This window comes from Streptomyces klenkii (assembly GCF_003626645.1).
GTDB lineage: Bacteria > Actinomycetota > Actinomycetes > Streptomycetales > Streptomycetaceae > Streptomyces > Streptomyces klenkii.
This window is the reverse complement of record NZ_RBAM01000007.1, coordinates 167,327-187,196: the sequence shown is the minus strand read 5'-3', so window position 1 is coordinate 187,196 and position 19,870 is coordinate 167,327. Positions and strand designations below refer to the sequence as shown.

The 19,870-nt window shown below is 68.0% G+C and carries 30 protein-coding genes; 2 read left to right on the top strand and 28 right to left on the bottom strand.

Features of this window, described 5'->3' with window-relative positions:
* The first annotated feature begins 156 nt into the window (after positions 1-156).
* On the top strand, positions 157-1,113 hold the full coding sequence (locus D7231_RS18500; protein WP_120756570.1) for a hypothetical protein: 957 nt from the start codon (positions 157-159) through the stop codon (positions 1,111-1,113).
* A gap of 36 nt (positions 1,114-1,149) precedes the next feature.
* Here D7231_RS18500 and D7231_RS18495 read toward each other — a convergent pair whose 3' ends face one another.
* Positions 1,150-1,965: a hypothetical protein gene (locus D7231_RS18495; RefSeq protein WP_120756569.1), complete on the bottom strand. Its 816-nt coding sequence runs from the start codon at positions 1,963-1,965 to the stop codon at positions 1,150-1,152.
* Between the two features lie 448 nt (positions 1,966-2,413).
* Between D7231_RS18495 and D7231_RS18490 the strand changes: the two genes are divergently transcribed.
* On the top strand, positions 2,414-4,537 hold the full coding sequence (locus D7231_RS18490) for a glycosyltransferase family 4 protein (RefSeq protein WP_120756568.1): 2,124 nt from the start codon (positions 2,414-2,416) through the stop codon (positions 4,535-4,537).
* A 57-nt stretch (positions 4,538-4,594) separates the two neighbouring features.
* On the opposite strand, the gene truA is transcribed toward D7231_RS18490, so the two are convergent.
* The 27 genes from truA to rplB all read right to left on the bottom strand — a co-directional run bounded on the left by truA (position 4,595) and on the right by rplB (position 19,868).
* Positions 4,595-5,449: a tRNA pseudouridine(38-40) synthase TruA gene (truA, locus tag D7231_RS18485; RefSeq protein ID WP_120756567.1), complete on the bottom strand. Its 855-nt coding sequence runs from the start codon at positions 5,447-5,449 to the stop codon at positions 4,595-4,597.
* A 79-nt stretch (positions 5,450-5,528) separates the two neighbouring features.
* The gene (rplQ, locus tag D7231_RS18480) at positions 5,529-5,993 is read right to left on the bottom strand and encodes a 50S ribosomal protein L17 (protein ID WP_030368392.1); all 465 of its coding nucleotides are present in this window, start codon (positions 5,991-5,993) and stop codon (positions 5,529-5,531) included.
* A gap of 145 nt (positions 5,994-6,138) precedes the next feature.
* Positions 6,139-7,161: a DNA-directed RNA polymerase subunit alpha gene (locus D7231_RS18475; RefSeq protein WP_004946635.1), complete on the bottom strand. Its 1,023-nt coding sequence runs from the start codon at positions 7,159-7,161 to the stop codon at positions 6,139-6,141.
* Positions 7,162-7,410: 249 nt separating this feature from the next.
* Positions 7,411-7,815, bottom strand: a complete 405-nt coding sequence (gene rpsK / locus D7231_RS18470; protein WP_003948617.1) for a 30S ribosomal protein S11 — start codon at positions 7,813-7,815, stop codon at positions 7,411-7,413.
* 105 nt (positions 7,816-7,920) lie between these two features.
* On the bottom strand, positions 7,921-8,301 hold the full coding sequence (gene rpsM / locus D7231_RS18465) for a 30S ribosomal protein S13 (protein WP_030368393.1): 381 nt from the start codon (positions 8,299-8,301) through the stop codon (positions 7,921-7,923).
* 178 nt (positions 8,302-8,479) lie between these two features.
* Positions 8,480-8,593, bottom strand: a complete 114-nt coding sequence (rpmJ, locus tag D7231_RS18460; protein ID WP_003956441.1) for a 50S ribosomal protein L36 — start codon at positions 8,591-8,593, stop codon at positions 8,480-8,482.
* 57 nt (positions 8,594-8,650) lie between these two features.
* Positions 8,651-8,872, bottom strand: a complete 222-nt coding sequence (infA, locus tag D7231_RS18455; protein ID WP_003956442.1) for a translation initiation factor IF-1 — start codon at positions 8,870-8,872, stop codon at positions 8,651-8,653.
* A 163-nt stretch (positions 8,873-9,035) separates the two neighbouring features.
* Positions 9,036-9,872, bottom strand: coding sequence for a type I methionyl aminopeptidase (map, locus tag D7231_RS18450; RefSeq protein WP_120756566.1), 837 nt, complete (start codon positions 9,870-9,872; stop codon positions 9,036-9,038).
* Positions 9,873-9,972: 100 nt separating this feature from the next.
* Positions 9,973-10,623, bottom strand: a complete 651-nt coding sequence (locus D7231_RS18445; protein WP_120756565.1) for an adenylate kinase — start codon at positions 10,621-10,623, stop codon at positions 9,973-9,975.
* Entirely contained in the window at positions 10,623-11,936 is a 1,314-nt protein-coding gene (gene secY, locus D7231_RS18440) for a preprotein translocase subunit SecY (RefSeq protein ID WP_120756564.1), read from the bottom strand. Before secY ends, D7231_RS18445 begins: the two co-directional genes overlap by 1 nt.
* Positions 11,937-12,138: 202 nt before the next feature.
* Entirely contained in the window at positions 12,139-12,594 is a 456-nt protein-coding gene (gene rplO, locus D7231_RS18435) for a 50S ribosomal protein L15 (protein ID WP_120756563.1), read from the bottom strand.
* 1 nt (position 12,595) lies between these two features.
* Positions 12,596-12,778: a 50S ribosomal protein L30 gene (gene rpmD / locus D7231_RS18430; protein ID WP_087927574.1), complete on the bottom strand. Its 183-nt coding sequence runs from the start codon at positions 12,776-12,778 to the stop codon at positions 12,596-12,598.
* Positions 12,778-13,380 carry a 30S ribosomal protein S5 gene (gene rpsE / locus D7231_RS18425; protein ID WP_030368399.1) on the bottom strand — a complete coding sequence of 201 codons (603 nt, stop codon included), beginning with the start codon at positions 13,378-13,380 and terminating at the stop codon, positions 12,778-12,780. The genes rpmD and rpsE overlap by 1 nt, the downstream gene beginning before the upstream one ends.
* Before the next feature lie 46 nt (positions 13,381-13,426).
* Positions 13,427-13,810, bottom strand: a complete 384-nt coding sequence (rplR, locus tag D7231_RS18420) for a 50S ribosomal protein L18 (RefSeq protein WP_116212433.1) — start codon at positions 13,808-13,810, stop codon at positions 13,427-13,429.
* 3 nt (positions 13,811-13,813) lie between these two features.
* Positions 13,814-14,353 carry a 50S ribosomal protein L6 gene (gene rplF, locus D7231_RS18415; protein WP_030368401.1) on the bottom strand — a complete coding sequence of 180 codons (540 nt, stop codon included), beginning with the start codon at positions 14,351-14,353 and terminating at the stop codon, positions 13,814-13,816.
* Positions 14,354-14,375: 22 nt separating this feature from the next.
* Entirely contained in the window at positions 14,376-14,774 is a 399-nt protein-coding gene (rpsH, locus tag D7231_RS18410; protein WP_030368402.1) for a 30S ribosomal protein S8, read from the bottom strand.
* Between the two features lie 262 nt (positions 14,775-15,036).
* The gene (locus D7231_RS18405) at positions 15,037-15,222 is read right to left on the bottom strand and encodes a type Z 30S ribosomal protein S14 (RefSeq protein WP_030368403.1); all 186 of its coding nucleotides are present in this window, start codon (positions 15,220-15,222) and stop codon (positions 15,037-15,039) included.
* 5 nt (positions 15,223-15,227) lie between these two features.
* Positions 15,228-15,788, bottom strand: coding sequence for a 50S ribosomal protein L5 (gene rplE, locus D7231_RS18400; protein ID WP_087927569.1), 561 nt, complete (start codon positions 15,786-15,788; stop codon positions 15,228-15,230).
* Positions 15,788-16,111, bottom strand: a complete 324-nt coding sequence (gene rplX / locus D7231_RS18395; protein WP_120756562.1) for a 50S ribosomal protein L24 — start codon at positions 16,109-16,111, stop codon at positions 15,788-15,790. Before rplX ends, rplE begins: the two co-directional genes overlap by 1 nt.
* Before the next feature lie 3 nt (positions 16,112-16,114).
* Positions 16,115-16,483: a 50S ribosomal protein L14 gene (gene rplN, locus D7231_RS18390; protein WP_030368406.1), complete on the bottom strand. Its 369-nt coding sequence runs from the start codon at positions 16,481-16,483 to the stop codon at positions 16,115-16,117.
* Between the two features lie 105 nt (positions 16,484-16,588).
* A complete protein-coding gene (gene rpsQ, locus D7231_RS18385; protein ID WP_120756561.1) occupies positions 16,589-16,870 on the bottom strand; it encodes a 30S ribosomal protein S17 in 282 nt (93 codons plus the stop codon).
* A complete protein-coding gene (gene rpmC, locus D7231_RS18380) occupies positions 16,870-17,094 on the bottom strand; it encodes a 50S ribosomal protein L29 (RefSeq protein ID WP_030368408.1) in 225 nt (74 codons plus the stop codon). Before rpmC ends, rpsQ begins: the two co-directional genes overlap by 1 nt.
* Positions 17,094-17,513 carry a 50S ribosomal protein L16 gene (gene rplP, locus D7231_RS18375; RefSeq protein WP_030368409.1) on the bottom strand — a complete coding sequence of 140 codons (420 nt, stop codon included), beginning with the start codon at positions 17,511-17,513 and terminating at the stop codon, positions 17,094-17,096. The genes rpmC and rplP overlap by 1 nt, the downstream gene beginning before the upstream one ends.
* Positions 17,514-17,518: 5 nt before the next feature.
* A complete protein-coding gene (rpsC, locus tag D7231_RS18370) occupies positions 17,519-18,349 on the bottom strand; it encodes a 30S ribosomal protein S3 (RefSeq protein WP_030368410.1) in 831 nt (276 codons plus the stop codon).
* A complete protein-coding gene (rplV, locus tag D7231_RS18365; RefSeq protein WP_031012097.1) occupies positions 18,349-18,696 on the bottom strand; it encodes a 50S ribosomal protein L22 in 348 nt (115 codons plus the stop codon). The genes rpsC and rplV overlap by 1 nt, the downstream gene beginning before the upstream one ends.
* Positions 18,697-18,737: 41 nt before the next feature.
* Positions 18,738-19,019, bottom strand: coding sequence for a 30S ribosomal protein S19 (gene rpsS / locus D7231_RS18360; RefSeq protein WP_030368412.1), 282 nt, complete (start codon positions 19,017-19,019; stop codon positions 18,738-18,740).
* 12 nt (positions 19,020-19,031) lie between these two features.
* Entirely contained in the window at positions 19,032-19,868 is an 837-nt protein-coding gene (rplB, locus tag D7231_RS18355) for a 50S ribosomal protein L2 (protein WP_120756560.1), read from the bottom strand.
* Positions 19,869-19,870 lie beyond the last annotated feature (2 nt).

Below are 19,870 nucleotides of genomic sequence, written 5' to 3'. Positions count from 1 at the left end.
CGGTTTACGATGCACGCCATGAACTTTGGGCAGGGAGGGCCGCACGGGGCCCCGGGTGATCCGCAGCAGCCGGGACCGCCGCCGGGGCCGCCCTCGGGACCGCCGCCGGGTCCGGCTCCGGCTCCTGCGCCCGCTCCGGCGCCGGGCGGGCAGCCGATGCCGCCGGCCGGGCAGTTCGGTCCGCCGCCGGTGCTGCTGCCGCAGGCTCCCCAGCAGCCCCAGGCCCCGTCCCAGGCTCCCTCTCAGCCTCAGCCGCTGCCCCAGCAGCCGGCTCCCTGGGGGCCCGTCCCGGGCCAGGGCCAGGCCGCCTCGCAGACCCCCGACTGGGACGCCCTCGCCGACACCACCGCCTCCCGCGGCCGCCGCCGCAAGTGGCTGCTGATCGGCGGCGGCGCGCTGGCCACGATCGCCGTCGCCGGCACCGTGGCGGCCCTCGTCGTCGGCTCCGGCAAGAGCGGCAAGGCCGCCGGCCTGCCCTCGCCGCAGAAGCTCCCCAGCTCCCCGGGCTCGCCCGAGCCGTCGTTCTCGCAGGTCGCCCCGCCGCCCCCGCCCAATCCGCGGGACTTCATAGCCAGTGCGGACAAGGACAAGGCCCCGCTGAGCACGAAGACGCTGTTCCCGCACAGCAAGCCGTCCCTGGACAAGCGCAAGTACGACCGCACGGCCACGACCACCAACAACGACTGCGCCTCGGCGGCGCAGGGCGGCCTCGGCGCCGTCCTCACCGGCAACGGCTGCCGCGAGGTCCTGCGGGCCACGTACGTACGGGACGGGGTCGCGGTGACGGTCGGCGTCGCCGTCTTCGACACGAAGGCCGCGGCGGACAAGGCCAAGGAGCAGTCCACGGGCAACATCGAGTCCTTCGCGGGCGACGGCCCGTCCTTCTGCCGGGCCACGGCCTGCCGCCTCACCGCCAATGCGGAGGGGCGCTACGCGTACTTCACGGTCGCGGGGTACACGAACGGCAAGGCCGTCCCCGACGACGACAAGGACGCCCTCCAGGCGGGCCGCGACGTGGCGGGCTACACGTTCCGCCGCATCATGGCCCGGGCGAACGCCCAGGCGGCGGCATCGGTGGCGACACCGTCGCCGGGGGCGAAGAAGCAGGCGTAAGCCCTCGCGGGGGGGGGTGCGGAGCACCCGCCGGGCTCAGCCCCCGTCCCCGCCGTCCCCCGCCTCCCCGCCCTCCCCCGCCGCCATCGGCGACGACGGCGGCGGCGCCGTGGGGGCCTTCTGTTCCGCCTGCTCGACCTTCTTCACCTGCGCGGCCACCAGGTCCGGCGGGATTTCGACGTCCTCGGGGTCACCCAGGCTCGTCGCGAAGAACATCGCGAGCGTCGCGCCGGAGCGGACGACCGTGATCAGGCTCGGCGCCCGTTCCGCCGCGTTCTCCAGGCGGTAGGAGACGGCCTCGTCGCCCAGCCGCGGCGCGGCGACGGTCCGTACGGCCCGGAACTCCTGCGGTTCGCCCTCGCCCGTGAGCATCGCGAAGCCGCCCGCGCAGCGGCCCGCGGCGGAGCGCAGCCCGCGGAGCGTCGCGGCCGCGCCGTCACCGCGGTACGCGGAGACGCGGATCATGCCCATGAGCCCCTGGAAGTCGCTGTCCTCGCCGGCCTTGGCGAAGGTGTTGACGACGGACGCGGCCGGCTCGGGCCGCGGCTCGGAGCCGAGGGCCTCGACGAGCGGCCGGCAGGCGTCGGCGTCGGTACGGGGCCGCCCGCCGCCCGCCGCACTGCTGCCGGCGCGTTCGATCTGGAAGCCGGGCACCTCACGCGCCCCCAGCTCGACGTGCCGCAGCTGCGCAGGGCTCAGTATCCGCACGGCACTGCGCAGCCCCTTGGCCTCGCCCCGGGAGCCGCCGCGGCTCCCCGCGCCACCGGTACCGCCGTTGCCGCCGCCACTGCCGCCGCATCCGGCCGTCAGCCCGAGGGCCACGACCGCGGAGACCGCCACCATCGCCTTCACAGGGCACAGCCTCCCAGCGCCCGGGGGGTCCGTCCCCGCGCCACGCCAGTCCACACGGTTACCCTCGGGACTGCCGTTCGACGTACGGCTTGACAGGGGCTTCGCGACTGCCCCTACAGTTCGCTCGCCCGAACAAGCGGGCGACACCGGACCAGCGGGAGAGGGGAGCGCACACCCATGCAGCGCCCCGCACCCGTGGAACCGCACATCCCGCCCGGGCGTCTCACGGGCGAGGGCGTAGACCGACCCGGAGAACGATCTCACCCTTGACGTAGACGATGTGACTCAAGCCACAATGTAGCCTGCACAGGCAACCGAAATCCCTCCCAACGGTCTTAACCGACGGATCGGACCGGACCGACGAGACGTCCGGCCGAGGGGAGACCCGTACACCCAGGCCAGGGGGAAGGACGGACGCGCCGCCCGCTCGCGCCGCGCACACACCGCCATGAAGATCTCTTTCCTTTTGCAGAACGCCTACGGCATCGGCGGCACGATCCGCTCCACCTTCAACGTCGCCGGCGCGCTCGCCGCCCGGCACGACGTGGAGATCGTGTCGATCCACAGGACGGGCGGCACACCCAAGCTCCCCCTGGACCGCAAGGTGAAGCTGGTCCACCTGATCGACACCCGCGCCGAGACCGGAGCCGACCGGGACAACCCCCTGCTGGAGCAGGACAGCGCCCACATCCCGCCCGTCGAGGCCAAGGGCGCCCACTTCAGCGCCCTGACCGACAAGCGCGTCGCCGAGCACCTCGCCCGCACCGACGCCGACGTCGTCGTCGCCACCCGCCCCGGCCTGGTCATGTACCTGGCCGAGTTCGGGCAGGACCGCTACCTGCGGATCGGCCAGGAACACCGGATCTACGGCACCCACGAGCCGAACATCCGCGCCGCCCAGGACCTCGCGATCCCGCACCTCGACGCCCACACCGCCGTCTCCGACGCCGACGCCGCGACCCACCGCGAGCAGTTCCCCGGCATCAAGACCAAGCTCATCGCGCTGCCCAACGGCGTCCCCGCCTCCGAGGTCGAGCCCTCCGACGGCAACGCCAAGCTCGTCGTCGCCGCCGGCCGCCTCATCCCCGTCAAGCGCTACGACCTCCTCGTCAAGGCCTGGGCCACCGTCGCCGCCGCCCGCCCCGACTGGAAGCTGCGCATCTACGGCCGCGGCCCCCAGCAGGCCAAGCTCCGCGAGCAGATCGACCAGCTCGGCCTCGCCGGGCACATCACCCTCATGGGCGCCCACTCCCCCATCGAGACCGAGTGGGCCAAGGGCTCCATCGCCGCCGTCACCTCCCGCGAGGAGTCCTTCGGCATGACGATCGTGGAGGCCATGAACTGCGGCGTCCCCGTCGTCGCCACCGACTGCCCGCACGGCCCCGGCGAGATCATCAAGGACGGCCACGACGGCCTCCTCGTCACCAACCTCGACAGCGACGCCATCGCCAAGGGCCTCCTCAAGCTCATCGAGGACGACGAGCTGCGGCACACCATGGGCAAGAACGCCCTGGTCTCCGCCGAGCGCTACCACCCGGACGCCATCGCCCGCCGCTACGAGGAGCTCATCGAGAGCCTCGGCGGCGTCCGCGACGGCTCCGCCCCGGCCGCCGCCCCCACGGGCACCGGCTCCGGGACGGCCGAGCGCAAGCCCGCGCCCGTCCCCCTCTCCAAGATGCTGCGCCGCACGGCCGGCAAGCTGCTGCGCCCGCTGCGCCGCGGCGTCGCCAAGCCCGCCACCCCGCCGGTGAAGGCCGCGCTCAAGGAGATCGTCCGCAAGCCGCTGCGCTGCACCGCCTCCTGCCGCGTCGACGCCGACGGCAACATCCACGTCTTCGTCGACCGCAAGGGCCTCTCCGGCGAGAAGCTCTCCCTCACGGTCACCCGCCGCAAGGAGGGCAAGCCCGTCAGCGTGCCCCTCAAGGCACCGGCCGGCCCCCGGGCCCCGTACACCGCCGTCCTCGACCGCAAGCAGCTCCGCCTCGGCGAGGGCCGCTGGGACCTCCACGTCGTCCGCGGCGACGACAACGCCCGCCGCCGCGTCGTCTCCCACCTCGCCGAAGGCCGCGGCCTCGTCGAGCTGGAGGCCCTGCCCGGCGCCCCCTTCACCTGGTGGGTGCCCTACCCGACGGTCGACGGCTTCCTCGCCCTGCGCGCCTGGAACCGCCCCGTCCACGCCGAGGCCCGCGCCGTCCACCAGGACGACACCACCGTCACCGTCGAAGGCACCCTGCACGGCGCCGAGTTCGCCGACGGCGCCGAGCCGGTCCTCGTCGCCACCCCGCGCGCGGACACCGCCGACCGGGTGACCGCCGAGGTCACCGCCGTCGACAGCACGACCTTCCGCGTGACCGTCCCCTACGCCGACCTGCGGCACGCCCGCGGCACCGGCGAGGAGAACACCGTCTGGGACCTGGCCCTGCGCCTGACCCCGGACGGCGAGCCGGTCAAGGTGGCCCGCCTCATCGGCGACATCGTCGACCGCAACAAGACGGACCTGTACCCGAAGATCGACGGCATCAAGCCGTACTTCACGGTCAACAGCGACCTGGCGATCAGCTGCTCCGTCTGAGCCTCGAAGCGTGAGTGGGGCCCGGCGAAAGCCGGGCCCCACTTCGTTTTCGTTCTGTCAGCAGCAGCCCGCGCCGGGCAGCGTCCTCTTGTTCCGCGCCGCGATATTCCGCGCCGCCAGCTCGGAATCGGCCGGGTACCCGACCTCCTCCAGCGTCAGCCCGTGCGGCCGCACCACATGCACGGCGGAATCCCGCACCCGCGCCGCCAGGACCTTCCCCGGCCAGTCCACCGGCCGGTGCCCGTCACCGACGAACAGCAGCGCACCCACCAGCGAGCGCACCATGTTGTGGCAGAACGCGTCCGCCCGCACGGTCGCCGTGATGACGCCGGAAGCGTCCCGCTCCCAACTCAGCTGCTGCAACGTCCGGATGGTCGTCGCGCCCTCGCGCCGCTTGCAGTACGCGGCGAAGTCGTGCTCGCCGAGCAGCGCCTGCGACGCCTCGTTCATCGCCGCCACGTCCAACGGCCAGTCGTGCCACAGGACATGACCGCGCAACAGCGGATCGACACCACCGTGATGGTCCGTCACCCGGTAGGCGTAGCGCCGCCAGATCGCGGAGAAGCGCGCGTTGAAACCGGCCGGCGCCTCGGCGACCTTCCACACCCGTACGTCGTGGGACAGCCGGCCGGCGAGCCGGCGCAGCAGCTTCTCCTCGTGCTCGGCCCACACCTCGGCCGGCAGGTCGACGTGCGCGACCTGGCCCCGCGCGTGCACCCCGGAGTCCGTACGGCCCGCGACCGTCAGCTCGTACGTCTCCTTGGACCGGGTCACGGTCCGGATCGCGGCTTCCAGCTCACCCTGCACCGTGCGCTGGCCCTCGCGCTGCTTGGCCCAGCCGGAGAAGTCCTTGCCGTCGTACGACAGGTCCAGCCGCACCCGCACGAAACCGGGTGCCACCTCGTCACTCACCGAGAGTTCCTCTCACAGAAATGCGGGACGGGCCCGCCCCCGAAAGGGGCGGGCCCGTCACTGACACGCATCAGCGTGGTCAGGCGTCCTTCGACTCCTCGGCCGGAGCCTCGGCAGCAGCCTCGGACTCCTTGACCGCACGCTTGGTGGCGGCCTCGGCCTCGGCGACGGTCGCCTTCTTGGCGATCTCGCCCTCGACCAGCTCGATCACGGCCATCGGGGCGTTGTCGCCACGACGGTTGCCGATCTTGGTGATGCGGGTGTAGCCACCCGGACGCTCGGCGAAGCGCGGAGCGATCTCGGTGAAGAGCACGTGCACGATGCCCTTGTCCGTGATCGTCTGCAGCACCTGGCGACGGTTGTGGATGTCGCCCTTCTTCGCCTTGGTGATCAGGCGCTCGGCGACCGGACGCAGGCGGCGGGCCTTGGCCTCGGTCGTCGTGATGCGGCCGTGCTCGAAGAGCGACTTGGCGAGGTTCGCCAGCATCAGCTTCTCGTGCGCGGCACCGCCGCCCAGACGGGCACCCTTGGTGGGACGCGGCATGGTGTTTCTCCTAGGTGTCTGCCCCGGCCGTATCAGGTACCGGAGTCAGTATCCGAGCGGGCGGTTGCCCGTCGGAGACCCCGCACCCCAAAGGGGCGCGGGGAACTGCGCCACCAGCCACAGCGGGCCGGCAGCCGAAGACCGATCAGTACTGCTCGGTCTCCACGAAACCCGCGTCCGCGTCGTCGTCGGCGCCAAAGGCATCCGCGGCAGCGGTCGGGTCGAATCCGGGCGGGCTGTCCTTGAGGGCCAGGCCCATGCCGGCCAGCTTCGCCTTGACCTCGTCGATCGACTTCGCACCGAAGTTGCGGATGTCGAGCAGGTCGGCCTCGGAGCGGGCGACGAGCTCACCCACGGAGTGGATGCCCTCGCGCTTGAGGCAGTTGTACGAGCGAACGGTGAGCTCGAGCTCCTCGATCGGCAGCGCCAGGTCGGCGGCCAGGGCGGCGTCCGTCGGGGACGGGCCCATGTCGATGCCCTCGGCGTCGATGTTGAGCTCGCGGGCCAGACCGAACAGCTCGACCAGGGTCTTACCGGCGGACGCCATGGCGTCGCGCGGGCGCATGGCCTGCTTGGTCTCGACGTCGACGATCAGCTTGTCGAAGTCGGTGCGCTGCTCGACACGGGTCGCCTCGACCTTGTAGGTGACCTTGAGAACCGGCGAGTAGATGGAGTCGACCGGGATACGGCCGATCTCCTGGCCCACCTGCTTGTTCTGGACGGCGGAGACGTAGCCGCGACCGCGCTCGACGGTCAGCTCCATCTCCAGCTTGCCCTTGGCGTTCAGGGTCGCCAGGACCAGGTCGGGGTTGTGCACCTCGACGCCGGCCGGCGGGGCGATGTCGGCGGCGGTGACCAGACCCGGGCCCTGCTTGCGCAGGTACATCACGACCGGCTCGTCGTGCTCCGAGGAGACGACCAGCTGCTTGATGTTCAGGATGAGGTCGGTGACGTCCTCCTTGACGCCCGGCACGGTGGTGAACTCGTGCAGGACACCGTCGATGCGGATGGACGTGACCGCCGCACCCGGGATCGAGGAGAGGAGCGTACGACGCAGGGAGTTGCCGAGGGTGTAGCCGAAGCCCGGCTCGAGCGGCTCGATCACGAACCGCGAGCGGAACTCGTCGACGACCTCTTCGGTCAGCGAGGGGCGCTGAGCGATCAGCATGCGATGAATCCTTCAGTCATGGACACCCACTATTTGATGTCCTGAGTACTACAAGGGTACGGGCGATACGGCCCCGAGGAGCCGTACCGCCCGTGTGCCGTACGAAGCGGCGCGAAGATGATCAGCGGGCCTCGCGGCCCGACGGATCAGACGCGACGGCGCTTCGGGGGACGGCAGCCGTGCTGCGACATGCGGGGGATAACCCCCGCACCCCCAGCCGGTGCCGCACCGCCGAAGCTCAGCGCAGCGTCAGACGCGGCGGCGCTTCGGGGGACGGCAGCCGTTGTGCGGGGTCGGGGTGACGTCCTGGATGGAGCCGACCTCGAGACCGGTCGCCTGGAGCGAACGGATGGCGGTCTCACGACCGGAACCCGGGCCCTTGACGAATACGTCGACCTTGCGCATGCCGTGCTCCTGCGCGCGGCGGGCGGCCGACTCGGCAGCCATCTGCGCGGCGAACGGCGTGGACTTGCGCGAGCCCTTGAAGCCGACGTGGCCGGCGGAGGCCCAGGAGATCACGTTGCCGGTCGGGTCCGTGATGGACACGATCGTGTTGTTGAACGTGCTCTTGATGTGCGCGTGGCCGTGAGCGACGTTCTTCTTTTCCTTGCGGCGCACCTTCTTGGCAGCGCCCTGACGACCCTTGGGGGGCATGTCTTACTCCTGAATGGAGGGAGGTGGTCGGTCCTACAGCGAAGACCGCTGGATTGCGGGCGTCTCGGGGGTCGCCCCCCGGTGCACCGCAGCGTCCGCTGTGGACTACTTCTTGCCCGGCTTCTTCTTGCCGGCGATGGCGCGACGCGGGCCCTTGCGGGTACGAGCGTTCGTGCTGGTGCGCTGACCGTGGACCGGCAGGCCACGACGGTGACGCAGACCCTGGTAGCAGCCGATCTCGACCTTGCGGCGGATGTCGGCCTGGATCTCGCGACGGAGGTCACCCTCGGTCTTGAGGTTGGCGTCCACGTACTCGCGGATCTTGACCAGGTCCTCTTCGGGAAGGTCACGAACGCGGGTGTTCGGGTTCACACCGGTGGCGGCGAGGGTCGCCTGCGACTGGGTGCGGCCGATACCGAAGACGTAGGTGAGTGCAACCTCCACGCGCTTGTCGCGCGGGATGTCAACACCGGAAACGCGTGCCATTCAATGGCTCCAGATGTTCTCGGGGGTCTGACACAGAACCGATCCCGGCCGCCGTACTAGGTACGTTCCGGGTCCCCGGCCCCCGCCGGAGGTATCGCCAGTGATCACTGGACGGGTTCTGCGTATGTACGATTTTTGCTCGCGTCGCGCGAAGAAACTGCGAAGTGCAGGTTCTGCGTCAGCCCTGGCGCTGCTTGTGGCGCAGGTTGTCGCAGATGACCATGACCCGGCCGTGACGGCGGATCACCTTGCACTTGTCGCAGATCTTCTTGACGCTCGGCTTGACCTTCATGGTGTGAGGTTCTCCGGGTCAGTGCCGTCACCCCGAAAACCGGGGCGGCGACAAGATCTACTTGTAGCGGTAGACGATCCGGCCACGCGTCAGGTCGTACGGAGAGAGCTCCACGACGACCCGGTCATCCGGAAGGATGCGGATGTAGTGCATACGCATCTTGCCGCTGATGTGCGCGAGGACCTTGTGACCGTTCTGGAGCTCCACCTTGAACATTGCGTTCGGCAGAGACTCGATCACGGTGCCCTCGATCTCGATGGCACCTTGCTTCTTGGCCACGCTTCGCCTTTCGAATCGGCTACCTTGATCAACTCTCGTATGTGCGTGCCATCAGTACGAAGGCATGCGGATACACGAGAGCCGACGCGTCAGTCTACGTCAGGGCAACCCGAAAGACTAATCCAGGGGTGACTGCCCGGCCGCAGTGATCCTTAACCGGCGGTCACGCCAGGGGGTCGGGAGCCGCCGTGACGCCGTATTCCGCCAGCTTCGCCTTGCCGCCGTCCACGGCCGTCAGGACGAGCGGGCCTTCCTCCGTCAGGGCGACGGAGTGCTCCCAGTGGGAGGACCAGGACATGTCGTCCGTGAGGACCGTCCAGTCGTCCTCCAGGACGTGCGTACGGGCCGTGCCGAGGCTCACCATGGGCTCGATGGCGATGCAGAATCCCGGGACGAGCTTGGGGCCCTTGCCGCGCTTGCGGGAGACGTAGTTCAGCAGGTGGGGGTCCATGTGCATCTCGGAGCCGATGCCGTGGCCGCCGTAGTCCTCGATGATCCCGTACTTGCCGGTGGCCGGGCGGGGCTGGCGGCGGATGTAGCCCTCGATGGCCCGGGAGATGTCCACCAGGCGGTTGCCGTTCTTCACGGCGGCGATGCCGGCCCACATGGACTCCTCGGTCACCCGGGAGAGCTCCAGCAGCTCCGGAGCGTGACCGGTGCCCACGAAGGCCGTGAAGGCCGCGTCGCCGTGCCAGCCGTCGATGATGGCGCCGGCGTCGATCGAGATGATGTCGCCGTCCTTGAGGACCGTCTTCTCGTCCGGGATGCCGTGGACGACGACCTCGTTCACCGAGGTGCAGATGGTGGCGGGGAAGCCGCCGTACCCGAGGAAGTTCGACTTGGCGCCGTGCTCGGCGATCACCTTGCGGGCGACCTCGTCCAGGTCCTTGGTCGTGGCACCCGGCACGGCCGCCTCCCGGGTGGCCGCGTGGATGGCGGCCACGACCAGCCCCGCCTCGCGCATCTTCGCGATCTGCTCGGCGGTCTTGATCTCGACCATGGGGTGGTGCCTTTCTGGGACTGCGGTCCGACTCGGGTAACAACACTACGGCCGCGGTGCCCCTGGGGGCACCGCGGCCGTAGTCCTGGCTGCAAAAGGCTTAGCCGCGGTCGAGCGCGCTCATCGCCCGCTCCGTGACCTCGGTGACCTTGCCGAGGGCCGAGATCGTCACCACGAGGCCCTGGGCCTTGTAGTAGTCGATGATCGGCTCGGTCTCGCTGTGGTAGACCTCCAGCCGACGGCGGACGGTCTCCTCGCTGTCGTCCTCGCGCTGGTACAGCTCGCCGCCGCAGGTGTCGCAGACACCCTCCACGGCCGGCGGGTTGTAGATCGCGTGGAAGATGTGCGAGCTGTCCTTGCGGCACATCCGGCGACCGGCGATCCGCTTGACGACCTCGTCCTCCGGGACCTCCAGGTCCAGGACGGCGTCCAGCTTGAGGTCGTCGGCCTTGAGGATGGCGTCCAGCGCCTCGGCCTGGGCGAGGTTCCGCGGGAAGCCGTCGAGCAGGAAGCCGTGGCCGGCGTCCGGCTGCGACATGCGGTCCTTGGCCATGCCGATGGTGACCTCGTCCGGCACGAGCTGGCCGGCCCGCATGTACTCCTGGGCCTTCTGGCCCAGGGGCGTGCCCTGGCTGATGTTCGCCCGGAAGAGGTCGCCCGTCGAGATGTGCGGGATCGCGAGGTTCTTGGCAAGGTACGCGGCCTGCGTACCCTTGCCGGCGCCGGGCGGCCCGACGAGGACGATTCGCATCAGCGGAGGAACCCTTCGTAGTTGCGCTGCTGAAGCTGGCTCTCGATCTGCTTCACAGTCTCCAGACCGACACCCACGATGATCAGGATGCTGGTTCCGCCGAACGGGAAGTTCTGGTTCGCGTTGAGTGTGACCAGCGCCACCGTGGGCACCAGGGCGATCAGGCCCAGGTAGAGAGAGCCCGGCCACGTGATGCGGTTCAGCACGTAGCTCAGGTACTCCGCGGTGGGACGACCCGCCCGGATGCCCGGGATGAACCCACCATACTTCTTCATGTTGTCGGCAACTTCTTCGGGGTTGAAGGAGATGGCGACGTAGAAGAAGGCGAAGAAAACGATCAGCAGGAAGTAGGTGACCATGTAGATCGGGTGGTCACCCTTGACCAGATTGCGCTGGATCCACTCCGCCCAGTCCGCCTTCGACCCGGTGAACTGCACGAGCAGCGCCGGGATGTAGAGCAGCGACGAAGCGAAGATGACGGGGATCACACCCGCCTGGTTCACCTTGAGCGGGATGTAGGTGGACGTGCCGCCGTAGGAACGGCGGCCGATCATGCGCTTGGCGTACTGCACGGGGATCCGGCGCTGGGCCTGCTCGACGAAGACGACGAGCGCGACCATGGCCAGGCCGCAGAGGATGACCAGCGAGAACTCCAGCCAGCCGCCCATCAGGCTGCCCTGCAGCTTGATCGCCCACAGGGCGGTCGGGAAGCCGGCGGCGATGGAGGTGAACATCAGGATCGACATGCCGTTGCCGATGCCGCGGTCGGTGATGAGCTCACCGAGCCACATGATCAGCGCGGTACCGGCGGTCATGGTGATGACCATGACGACGGTGGTGAAGATCGACTGGTTGGGAACGATCTGGTTCCCGACGGTGCAGCCCCCGAACAGAGCACCGCTGCGGGCCGTGGCGACCAGGCCGGTGCCCTGAAGGATCGCAAGAGCCACGGTCAGATAACGCGTGTACTGCGTGATCTTTGCCTGTCCCGACTGACCCTCCTTCTTGAGGGCTTCCAGCCGTGGGATGACGACGGTCAGGAGCTGCAGGATGATGCTCGCCGTGATGTACGGCATGATCCCGAGCGCAAAGATCGTGATCTGCAGCAGCGCGCCACCACTGAACATGTTCACGAGGCCGAAGAGTCCCTGACCACTCTTGGTCTGGTCCATGCACATCTGGACATTGCGGTAGTCGACGCCCGGCACCGGTACATGAGCACCGAGCCGGAAGAGCACCATGATGCCCAGCGTGAACAGCAGCTTCTTGCGCAGGTCGGGCGTCTTGAACGCCCGGGCGAACGCGGTGAGCACGGTGCCTCCTGCGCCTCTCACGTTGCCACGCGAGAGGTGACGGTCTTGAGGATCGACGATTACTTATCAGTCAAAATCCGCGCGGACACAGGCCGCGCGGAGGTTAACAGTGCACGCCACCTTACCGGCGACCGTGCCCCCCTTGGAACGACCAACCGGGGATGCCCCTTTTGGGACATCCCCGGTTGTCAGTTCAACGAGCTCAGACGAGCTCGGTGACGGTGCCGCCGGCAGCGGCAATCTTCTCCTTGGCGGAGGCGGAAACGGCGTCAACCGAAACCTGCAGCGCCACGGAGATCTCGCCCTGGCCCAGGACCTTGACGAGCTGGTTCTTGCGCACCGCACCCTTGGCGACCAGGTCGGCCACCGTGACCTCGCCACCCTGCGGGTAGAGCGCGGCCAGCTTGTCCAGGTTCACGACCTGGAACTCGGTGCGGAACGGGTTCTTGAAGCCCTTGAGCTTCGGCAGGCGCATGTGGAGGGGCATCTGCCCACCCTCGAAGCGCTGCGGAACCTGGTAACGGGCCTTGGTGCCCTTGGTACCACGACCTGCGGTCTTACCCTTGGACGCCTCACCACGACCCACACGGGTCTTGGCGGTCTTGGCGCCCGGGGCAGGACGGAGGTTGTGGACCTTCAGCGGGTTGTTCTCCGCCATGTCAGTCGACCTCCTCAACCGTCACGAGGTGGCGGACGGTCTGCACCATGCCGCGGATCTCGGGACGGTCCTCCTTGACAACCACGTCGTTCAGGCGCTTGAGCCCGAGCGAACGCAGGGTGTCGCGGTGGTTCTGCTTGCTACCGATGTAGGACTTGACCTGCGTGACCTTGAGGCGAGCCATTACGCACCCGCCCCTGCACGCGCCCGCAGCAGAGCGGCGGGAGCAACGTCCTCCAGCGGCAGGCCACGACGGGCGGCGATCTCCTCGGGACGGGAGAGTCCCTGGAGGGCCGTCACCGTGGCGTGCACGATGTTGATCGGGTTCGAAGAACCGAGCGACTTCGACAGGATGTCGTGAACGCCGGCGCACTCGAGCACGGCACGCACCGGGCCACCGGCGATAACACCGGTACCGGGGGAAGCCGGCTTGAGCAGGACGACGCCCGCGGCCTTCTCGCCCTGGATCGGGTGCGGGATGGTGCCCTGGATACGGGGGACCTTGAAGAAGTTCTTCTTGGCCTCTTCCACGCCCTTGGCGATGGCAGCCGGAACTTCCTTGGCCTTGCCGTAACCGACACCCACGGTGCCGTCACCGTCACCCACCACGACGAGCGCGGTGAAGCTGAAGCGACGACCACCCTTGACAACCTTGGCGACGCGGTTGATCGCGACTACGCGCTCAACGTACGCGGTCTTCTCGGCGGCAGCGCCACCGTCGCGACCCTTCCGGTCCCGCCGCTCGCCGCCACCGGCACCGCTTCCGCGGCGCTGGGGTCCAGCCATTGGATTTACCTCTCTCTGTTACGTCCGCTAGCTCCGGAACCGGGGCTTAGAACTTCAGCCCGGCTTCGCGGGCGGCGTCAGCCAGAGCGGCAATGCGCCCGGCGTACCTGTTGCCACCACGGTCGAACACGACGGCCTCGACACCGGCGGCCTTCGCACGCTCGGCGACCAGGGCACCGACCTGCTTGGCCTGCGCGGACTTGTCGCCCTCGCCACCACGGATCGAAGCGTCCAGGTTCGACGCCGACGCCAGGGTGTGACCCTTGATGTCGTCGATGACCTGAGCGGTGATACCGCGGTTCGAGCGGGTCACGACGAGGCGCGGACGCTCCGCCGTACCCGACACGTTCTTGCGAATGCGGACATGGCGGCGGGCCTTGGCGGCACGCTTGTAAGCGTCGCCCTTGGCGATCTTCACACCGTATGCCATGGCTTACTTACCAGCCTTTCCGACCTTGCGGCGGATGACCTCGCCGGCGTACTTGACGCCCTTGGCCTTGTACGGGTCGGGCTTCCGCAGCTTGCGGATGTTCGCCGCGACCTCGCCGACCTTCTGCTTGTCGATGCCCTCGACGCTGAGCTTCGTGGGCGACTCGACCTTGAAGGTGATGCCCTCGGGCGCCTCGATCAGGATCGGGTGGCTGTAGCCCAGGGAGAACTCCAGGTTGGAGCCCTTCGCCTGGACGCGGTAACCGACACCGCTGATCTCGAGAGCCTTGCTGTAGCCCGCGGTCACGCCGGTGATCATGTTCGCCACCAGCGTGCGGGACAGGCCGTGCAGGGCCTTGTTCTGACGCTCGTCGTTCGGACGAGAGACGACAAGGGTGCCGTCCTCGGCCTTAGCGATCTCGATGGGCGCGGCAACGGCGTGCGTGAGGGAACCCTTGGGGCCCTTCACGTGCACCGTACGGCCATCGATGGTGACGTCCACACCAGCGGGAACCTGGATGGGCAGCCGTCCAATACGCGACATTGGCTATTCCTCCGTTCCCTGGTTACCAGACGTAGGCGAGGACTTCCCCACCCACGCCCTTCTTGCTGGCCTGCTGGCCGGTCAGGAGACCGTGGGACGTGGAGATGATCGCCACGCCCAGGCCGCCGAGGACCTTCGGCAGGTTGGTGGACTTTGCGTAGACACGCAGGCCCGGCTTCGAGATCCGCTTGATGCCCGCAATGGAGCGCTCGCGGTTCGGACCGAACTTCAGGTCGATGACGAGGCTCTTGCCAACCTCGGCGTCCTCGACCTTCCAGCCGGCGATGTAGCCCTCCTGCTGCAGGATCTCGGCGATGTGCGCCTTGATCTTGCTGTGGGGCATGGCCACGGTGTCGTGGTAAGCCGAGTTCGCGTTCCGCAGACGGGTCAGCATGTCTGCGATCGGATCGGTCATGGTCATGTTTGGCCTTCGGCCTCTCTCGCCGGGGTTTCCTATGTGCGCCATCCCTCTCCCCGAACTGAGTCGGGGCGGGTGCGGTGCGGGGACCTACGGCGTAGTAAGACGGTCATGGGCGGCGGGCACCCAACCCTGCAACTCTACGCGAGTGCCGGGCCGGGCCCCACCGTCCTTGATGCTTACCGAGAGCCCTGGTCAACCCACCGAAAATGTCGCCGTTCGCCAGAACGCCCTTGAGGGGCGGTGGTTGGGCGACGGGTGGGTATTACCAGGAGCTCTTGGTCACGCCCGGCAGCTCGCCACGGTGAGCCATCTCACGAAGGCACACGCGGCAGAGGCCGAACTTGCGGTACACGGAGTGCGGACGGCCGCAGCGCTGGCAGCGGGTGTACGCGCGCACACCGAACTTGGGCTTGCGAGCAGCCTTGGCAATCAGAGACTTCTTCGCCATCTCGCTTACGCCTCCTTGAACGGGAAGCCGAGGTGACGAAGGAGGGCGCGGCCCTCGTCGTCGTTGGTCGCCGTGGTCACCACGGTGATGTCCATACCCCGGACGCGGTCGATCTTGTCCTGGTCGATCTCGTGGAACATGACCTGCTCCGTGAGACCGAAGGTGTAGTTGCCCCGACCGTCGAACTGCTTCGGGGACAGACCACGGAAGTCGCGGATGCGCGGCAGCGCGAGCGACAGGGTGCGGTCCAGGAACTCCCACATGCGGTCACCGCGGAGGGTGACGTGGGCGCCGATCGGCTGGCCCTCACGCAGCTTGAACTGCGCGATGGACTTGCGAGCCTTGGTGACGGCGGGCTTCTGGCCGGTGATCGTGGTGAGGTCGCGGATGGCGCCCTCGATCAGCTTGGAGTCGCGGGCGGCGTCGCCCACACCCATGTTGACCACGATCTTGGTGAGGCCGGGAACCTGCATGATGTTCTCGTAGGAGAACTCCTCACGCAGCTTGCCGATGATCTCTTCGCGGTAGCGCAGCTTCAGACGCGGCGCGTTGGTGGTGGCAGTCATCAGATGTCCTCACCGGTGCGCTTGGCAACGCGGATCTTGTTGCCGTTGTCGTCGAAGCGGTAACCGACGCGGGTGACGACCTTCTTGCCGTCCTTCTCCACGACGAGCTGAACGTTGCTCACGTGGATCGGGGCCTCGGTCGTCACGATGCCGCCGGTCTTCGAACCGCGAGCGGTCTGGCCGGCCTTGGTGTGCTTCTTGACCCGGTTGACACCCTCGACGAGGACGCGGTTCTCGCTGGGCATGGCCACGATGACCTTGCCCTGCTTGCCCTTGTCCTTACCGGTGATGACCTGGACCAGGTCGCCCTTCTTGATCTTCATCGGTTACAGCACCTCCGGCGCGAGCGAGACGATCTTCATGAACTTCTTCTCGCGCAGCTCTCGGCCCACGGGGCCGAAGATACGGGTGCCGCGGGGGTCACCGTCGTTCTTGAGAACGACAGCGGCGTTCTCGTCGAAACGGATGTACGAGCCATCCGGACGGCGGCGCTCCTTGACGGTGCGAACGATGACGGCCTTGATGACGTCACCCTTCTTCACGTTGCCACCGGGGATCGCGTCCTTGACGGTGGCGACGATGACGTCACCGATGCCCGCGTAGCGGCGACCCGAACCACCGAGAACACGGATGCAAAGGATCTCCTTGGCACCAGTGTTGTCGGCGACCCGAAGTCGCGACTCCTGCTGGATCACGTCTATCTCCTGATCGTCTGCCGGTTCCCGGCGGGGGCCTCACCGGAGTGAGGGCCCCACGCCGAGCCTGGCGGAACTGGCCTGAGAGGGAATCCCCTCAGGTAATTACTTGGCCTTCTCGAGGATCTCGACGATGCGCCAGCGCTTGCTCGCCGACAGCGGACGCGTCTCCATGATGAGGACGCGGTCGCCGACGCCGGCAGCGTTCTGCTCGTCGTGCGCCTTGAGCTTGTTCGTACGGCGGATGACCTTGCCGTACAGAGCGTGCTTGACACGGTCCTCGACAGCGACGACGACGGTCTTGTCCATCTTGTCGCTGACGACGAGACCCTCACGGGTCTTGCGGAAACCGCGCTGGTTCGTCTCAGTCACATTCTTCTCGCTCATCAGGCGCTCTCCACCGTCTCGATGCCCAGCTCACGCTCGCGCATCAGGGTGTAGATCCGGGCGATGTCCTTACGGACGGACTTGAGCCGACCGTGGTTCTCAAGCTGCCCGGTCGCCGCCTGGAAGCGGAGGTTGAACAGCTCTTCCTTGGCCTCACGGAGCTTCGCGACGAGGTCCTCGTCGTTCAGCTCACGCAGCTCGGTCGCCTTGATACCAGCGGCCATCACGACTCACCTGCCTCGCGCCGAACAATGCGGCACTTCATCGGAAGCTTGTGGGCGGCGCGGGTGAGCGCCTCCTTAGCGACCTTTTCGTTCGGGAAAGACAGCTCGAACATCACCCGACCGGGCTTGACGTTCGCGATCCACCACTCCGGAGAACCCTTACCGGAACCCATGCGGGTTTCGGCCGGCTTCTTGGTCAGCGGACGGTCCGGGTAGATGTTGATCCACACCTTGCCGCCACGCTTGATGTGACGCGTCATGGCGATACGAGCGGACTCGATCTGACGGTTCGTCACGTAGGCCGGGGTCAGGGCCTGGATGCCGTACTCACCGAAGGCGAGCTCGGTGCCACCCTTGGCCATGCCGTTCCGCTTGGGGTGGTGCTGCTTGCGGTGCTTGACCCTGCGAGGGATCAGCATGTCGGTCAGGCCTCCGTTCCGGTGGACTCAGCCGGAGCAGCGGCAGCGGCCTCGGCCTTGGGGGCCTCGGCAGCGGCGCTCTGCTGCGGCTTGCGGCCGCGGCCGCCACGCTCGCCACCACGGCCACCACGGGCCGGGCGGTCCTGGGCGCCACCACGCGACGGGCGGTTGCCCGCACGGGCGGCAGCGTTCTCGGCGCGGACCTCGGCGATGTTCTTGACGTCGCCCTTGTAGATCCAGACCTTGACGCCGATGCGACCGAAGGTCGTCTTGGCCTCGAAGAAGCCGTAGTCGACGTTCGCGCGGAGCGTGTGCAGGGGCACACGGCCCTCGCGGTAGAACTCCGAGCGGGACATCTCGGCGCCGCCGAGACGGCCACCGCACTGGATCTTGATGCCCTTGGCGCCGGCCTTCATCGTCGACTGCATGCTCTTACGCATGGCGCGACGGAAGGAGACGCGGGAGGACAGCTGCTCGGCGACGGCCTGGGCCACCAGCTGAGCGTCAACCTCGGGGTTCTTGACCTCGAGGATGTTCAGCTGGACCTGCTTGCCGGTCAGCTTCTCCAGCTCACCGCGGATGCGGTCGGCCTCGGCGCCGCGGCGGCCGATGACGATGCCCGGGCGAGCGGTGTGGATGTCAACGCGGACGCGGTCGCGGGTGCGCTCGATCTCAACCTTCGAGATACCGGCGCGCTCCATGCCCTTCGTCATCATGCGACGAATGGCAACGTCTTCCTTGACGTAGTCCTTGTACAGCTTGTCGGCGTACCAACGGGACTTGAAGTCCGTGGTGATGCCGAGCCGGAACCCGTGCGGGTTAACCTTCTGGCCCATTACCGGGTTCCTTCCTTGCTGCTGACGACCACGGTGATGTGGCTGGTCCGCTTGCGGATCCGGTAGGCACGGCCCTGGGCACGCGGACGGAACCGCTTCAGGGTCGGGCCCTCGTCCACGAACGCCTCGCTGATGTACAGCGACGAAGCGTCCGTGTGGTCGTAGTTGTGCGCGGCGTTGGCAATGGCGCTGTCCAGCACCTTGCCGACCGGCACGCTAGCGGCCTGCGGGGCGAAACGCAGGACCGCCTGAGCCTCCGTGGCATCCATGCCACGGATGAGGTCCACCACGCGGCGGGCCTTCATGGGCGTGACGCGGATGTACCGCGCCTGGGCCCTGGCTTCCATGGTTGTCCCTTCGGTGTCAGTCATAGTCGTTCGCACCCCGCTTAGCGGCGCTTCGACTTGCGGTCGTCCTTGACGTGGCCGCGGAAGGTGCGGGTCGGCGAGAACTCGCCGAGCTTGTGGCCGACCATCGACTCGGTGACGAACACCGGGACGTGCGTCTTGCCGTTGTGCACCGCGAGCGTGTGGCCGAGCATGGCCGGCACGATCATGGAGCGACGGGACCAGGTCTTGATGACGTTCTTGGTACCGGCTTCGTTCTGAGCGTCCACCTTCTTGATGAGGTGGTCGTCGACGAAGGGTCCCTTCTTGAGACTACGCGGCATCTAAACCCGCTCCTAGCGCTTCTTGTTCGTCTTGCGGCGGCGGACGATGTACTTGTTGCTCGCCTTCTTGGGAGAACGAGTACGACCCTCCTTCTGACCCCACGGGGAGACCGGGTGGCGACCACCGGAGGTCTTGCCCTCACCACCACCGTGCGGGTGGTCAACCGGGTTCATCGCGACACCGCGGACGGTCGGGCGAACGCCCTTCCAGCGCATACGGCCGGCCTTGCCCCAGTTGATGTTCGACTGCTCGGCGTTGCCGACCTCGCCGACCGTGGCGCGGCAGCGGACGTCGACCAGGCGGACCTCGCCGGACGGCATGCGCAGGTGGGCGTACTGGCCCTCCTTCGCCAGCAGCTGCACGGAGGAACCGGCAGAGCGGGCGAACTTGGCGCCACCACCGGGACGGAGCTCGATCGCGTGGATCGTGGTACCGACCGGGATGTTGCGGAGCGGGAGGTTGTTGCCCGGCTTGATGTCGGCGCCGGGGCCGTTCTCAATCCGGTCGCCCTGGTTCAGCTTCGCCGGGGCGATGATGTAGCGCTTCTCGCCGTCTGCGTAGTGCAGCAGCGCGATGCGAGCGGTGCGGTTCGGGTCGTACTCGATGTGAGCGACCTTGGCCGGCACGCCGTCCTTGTCGTGACGACGGAAGTCGATCACGCGGTAGGCGCGCTTGTGGCCACCGCCCTGGTGGCGAACGGTCACACGACCGGCGTTGTTACGGCCGCCCTTGCTGTGCAGGGGGCGGACCAGCGACTTCTCCGGCGTGGACCGCGTGATCTCGACAAAGTCGGCGACGCTGGAGCCACGACGGCCCGGGGTCGTCGGCTTGTACTTGCGGATACCCATTT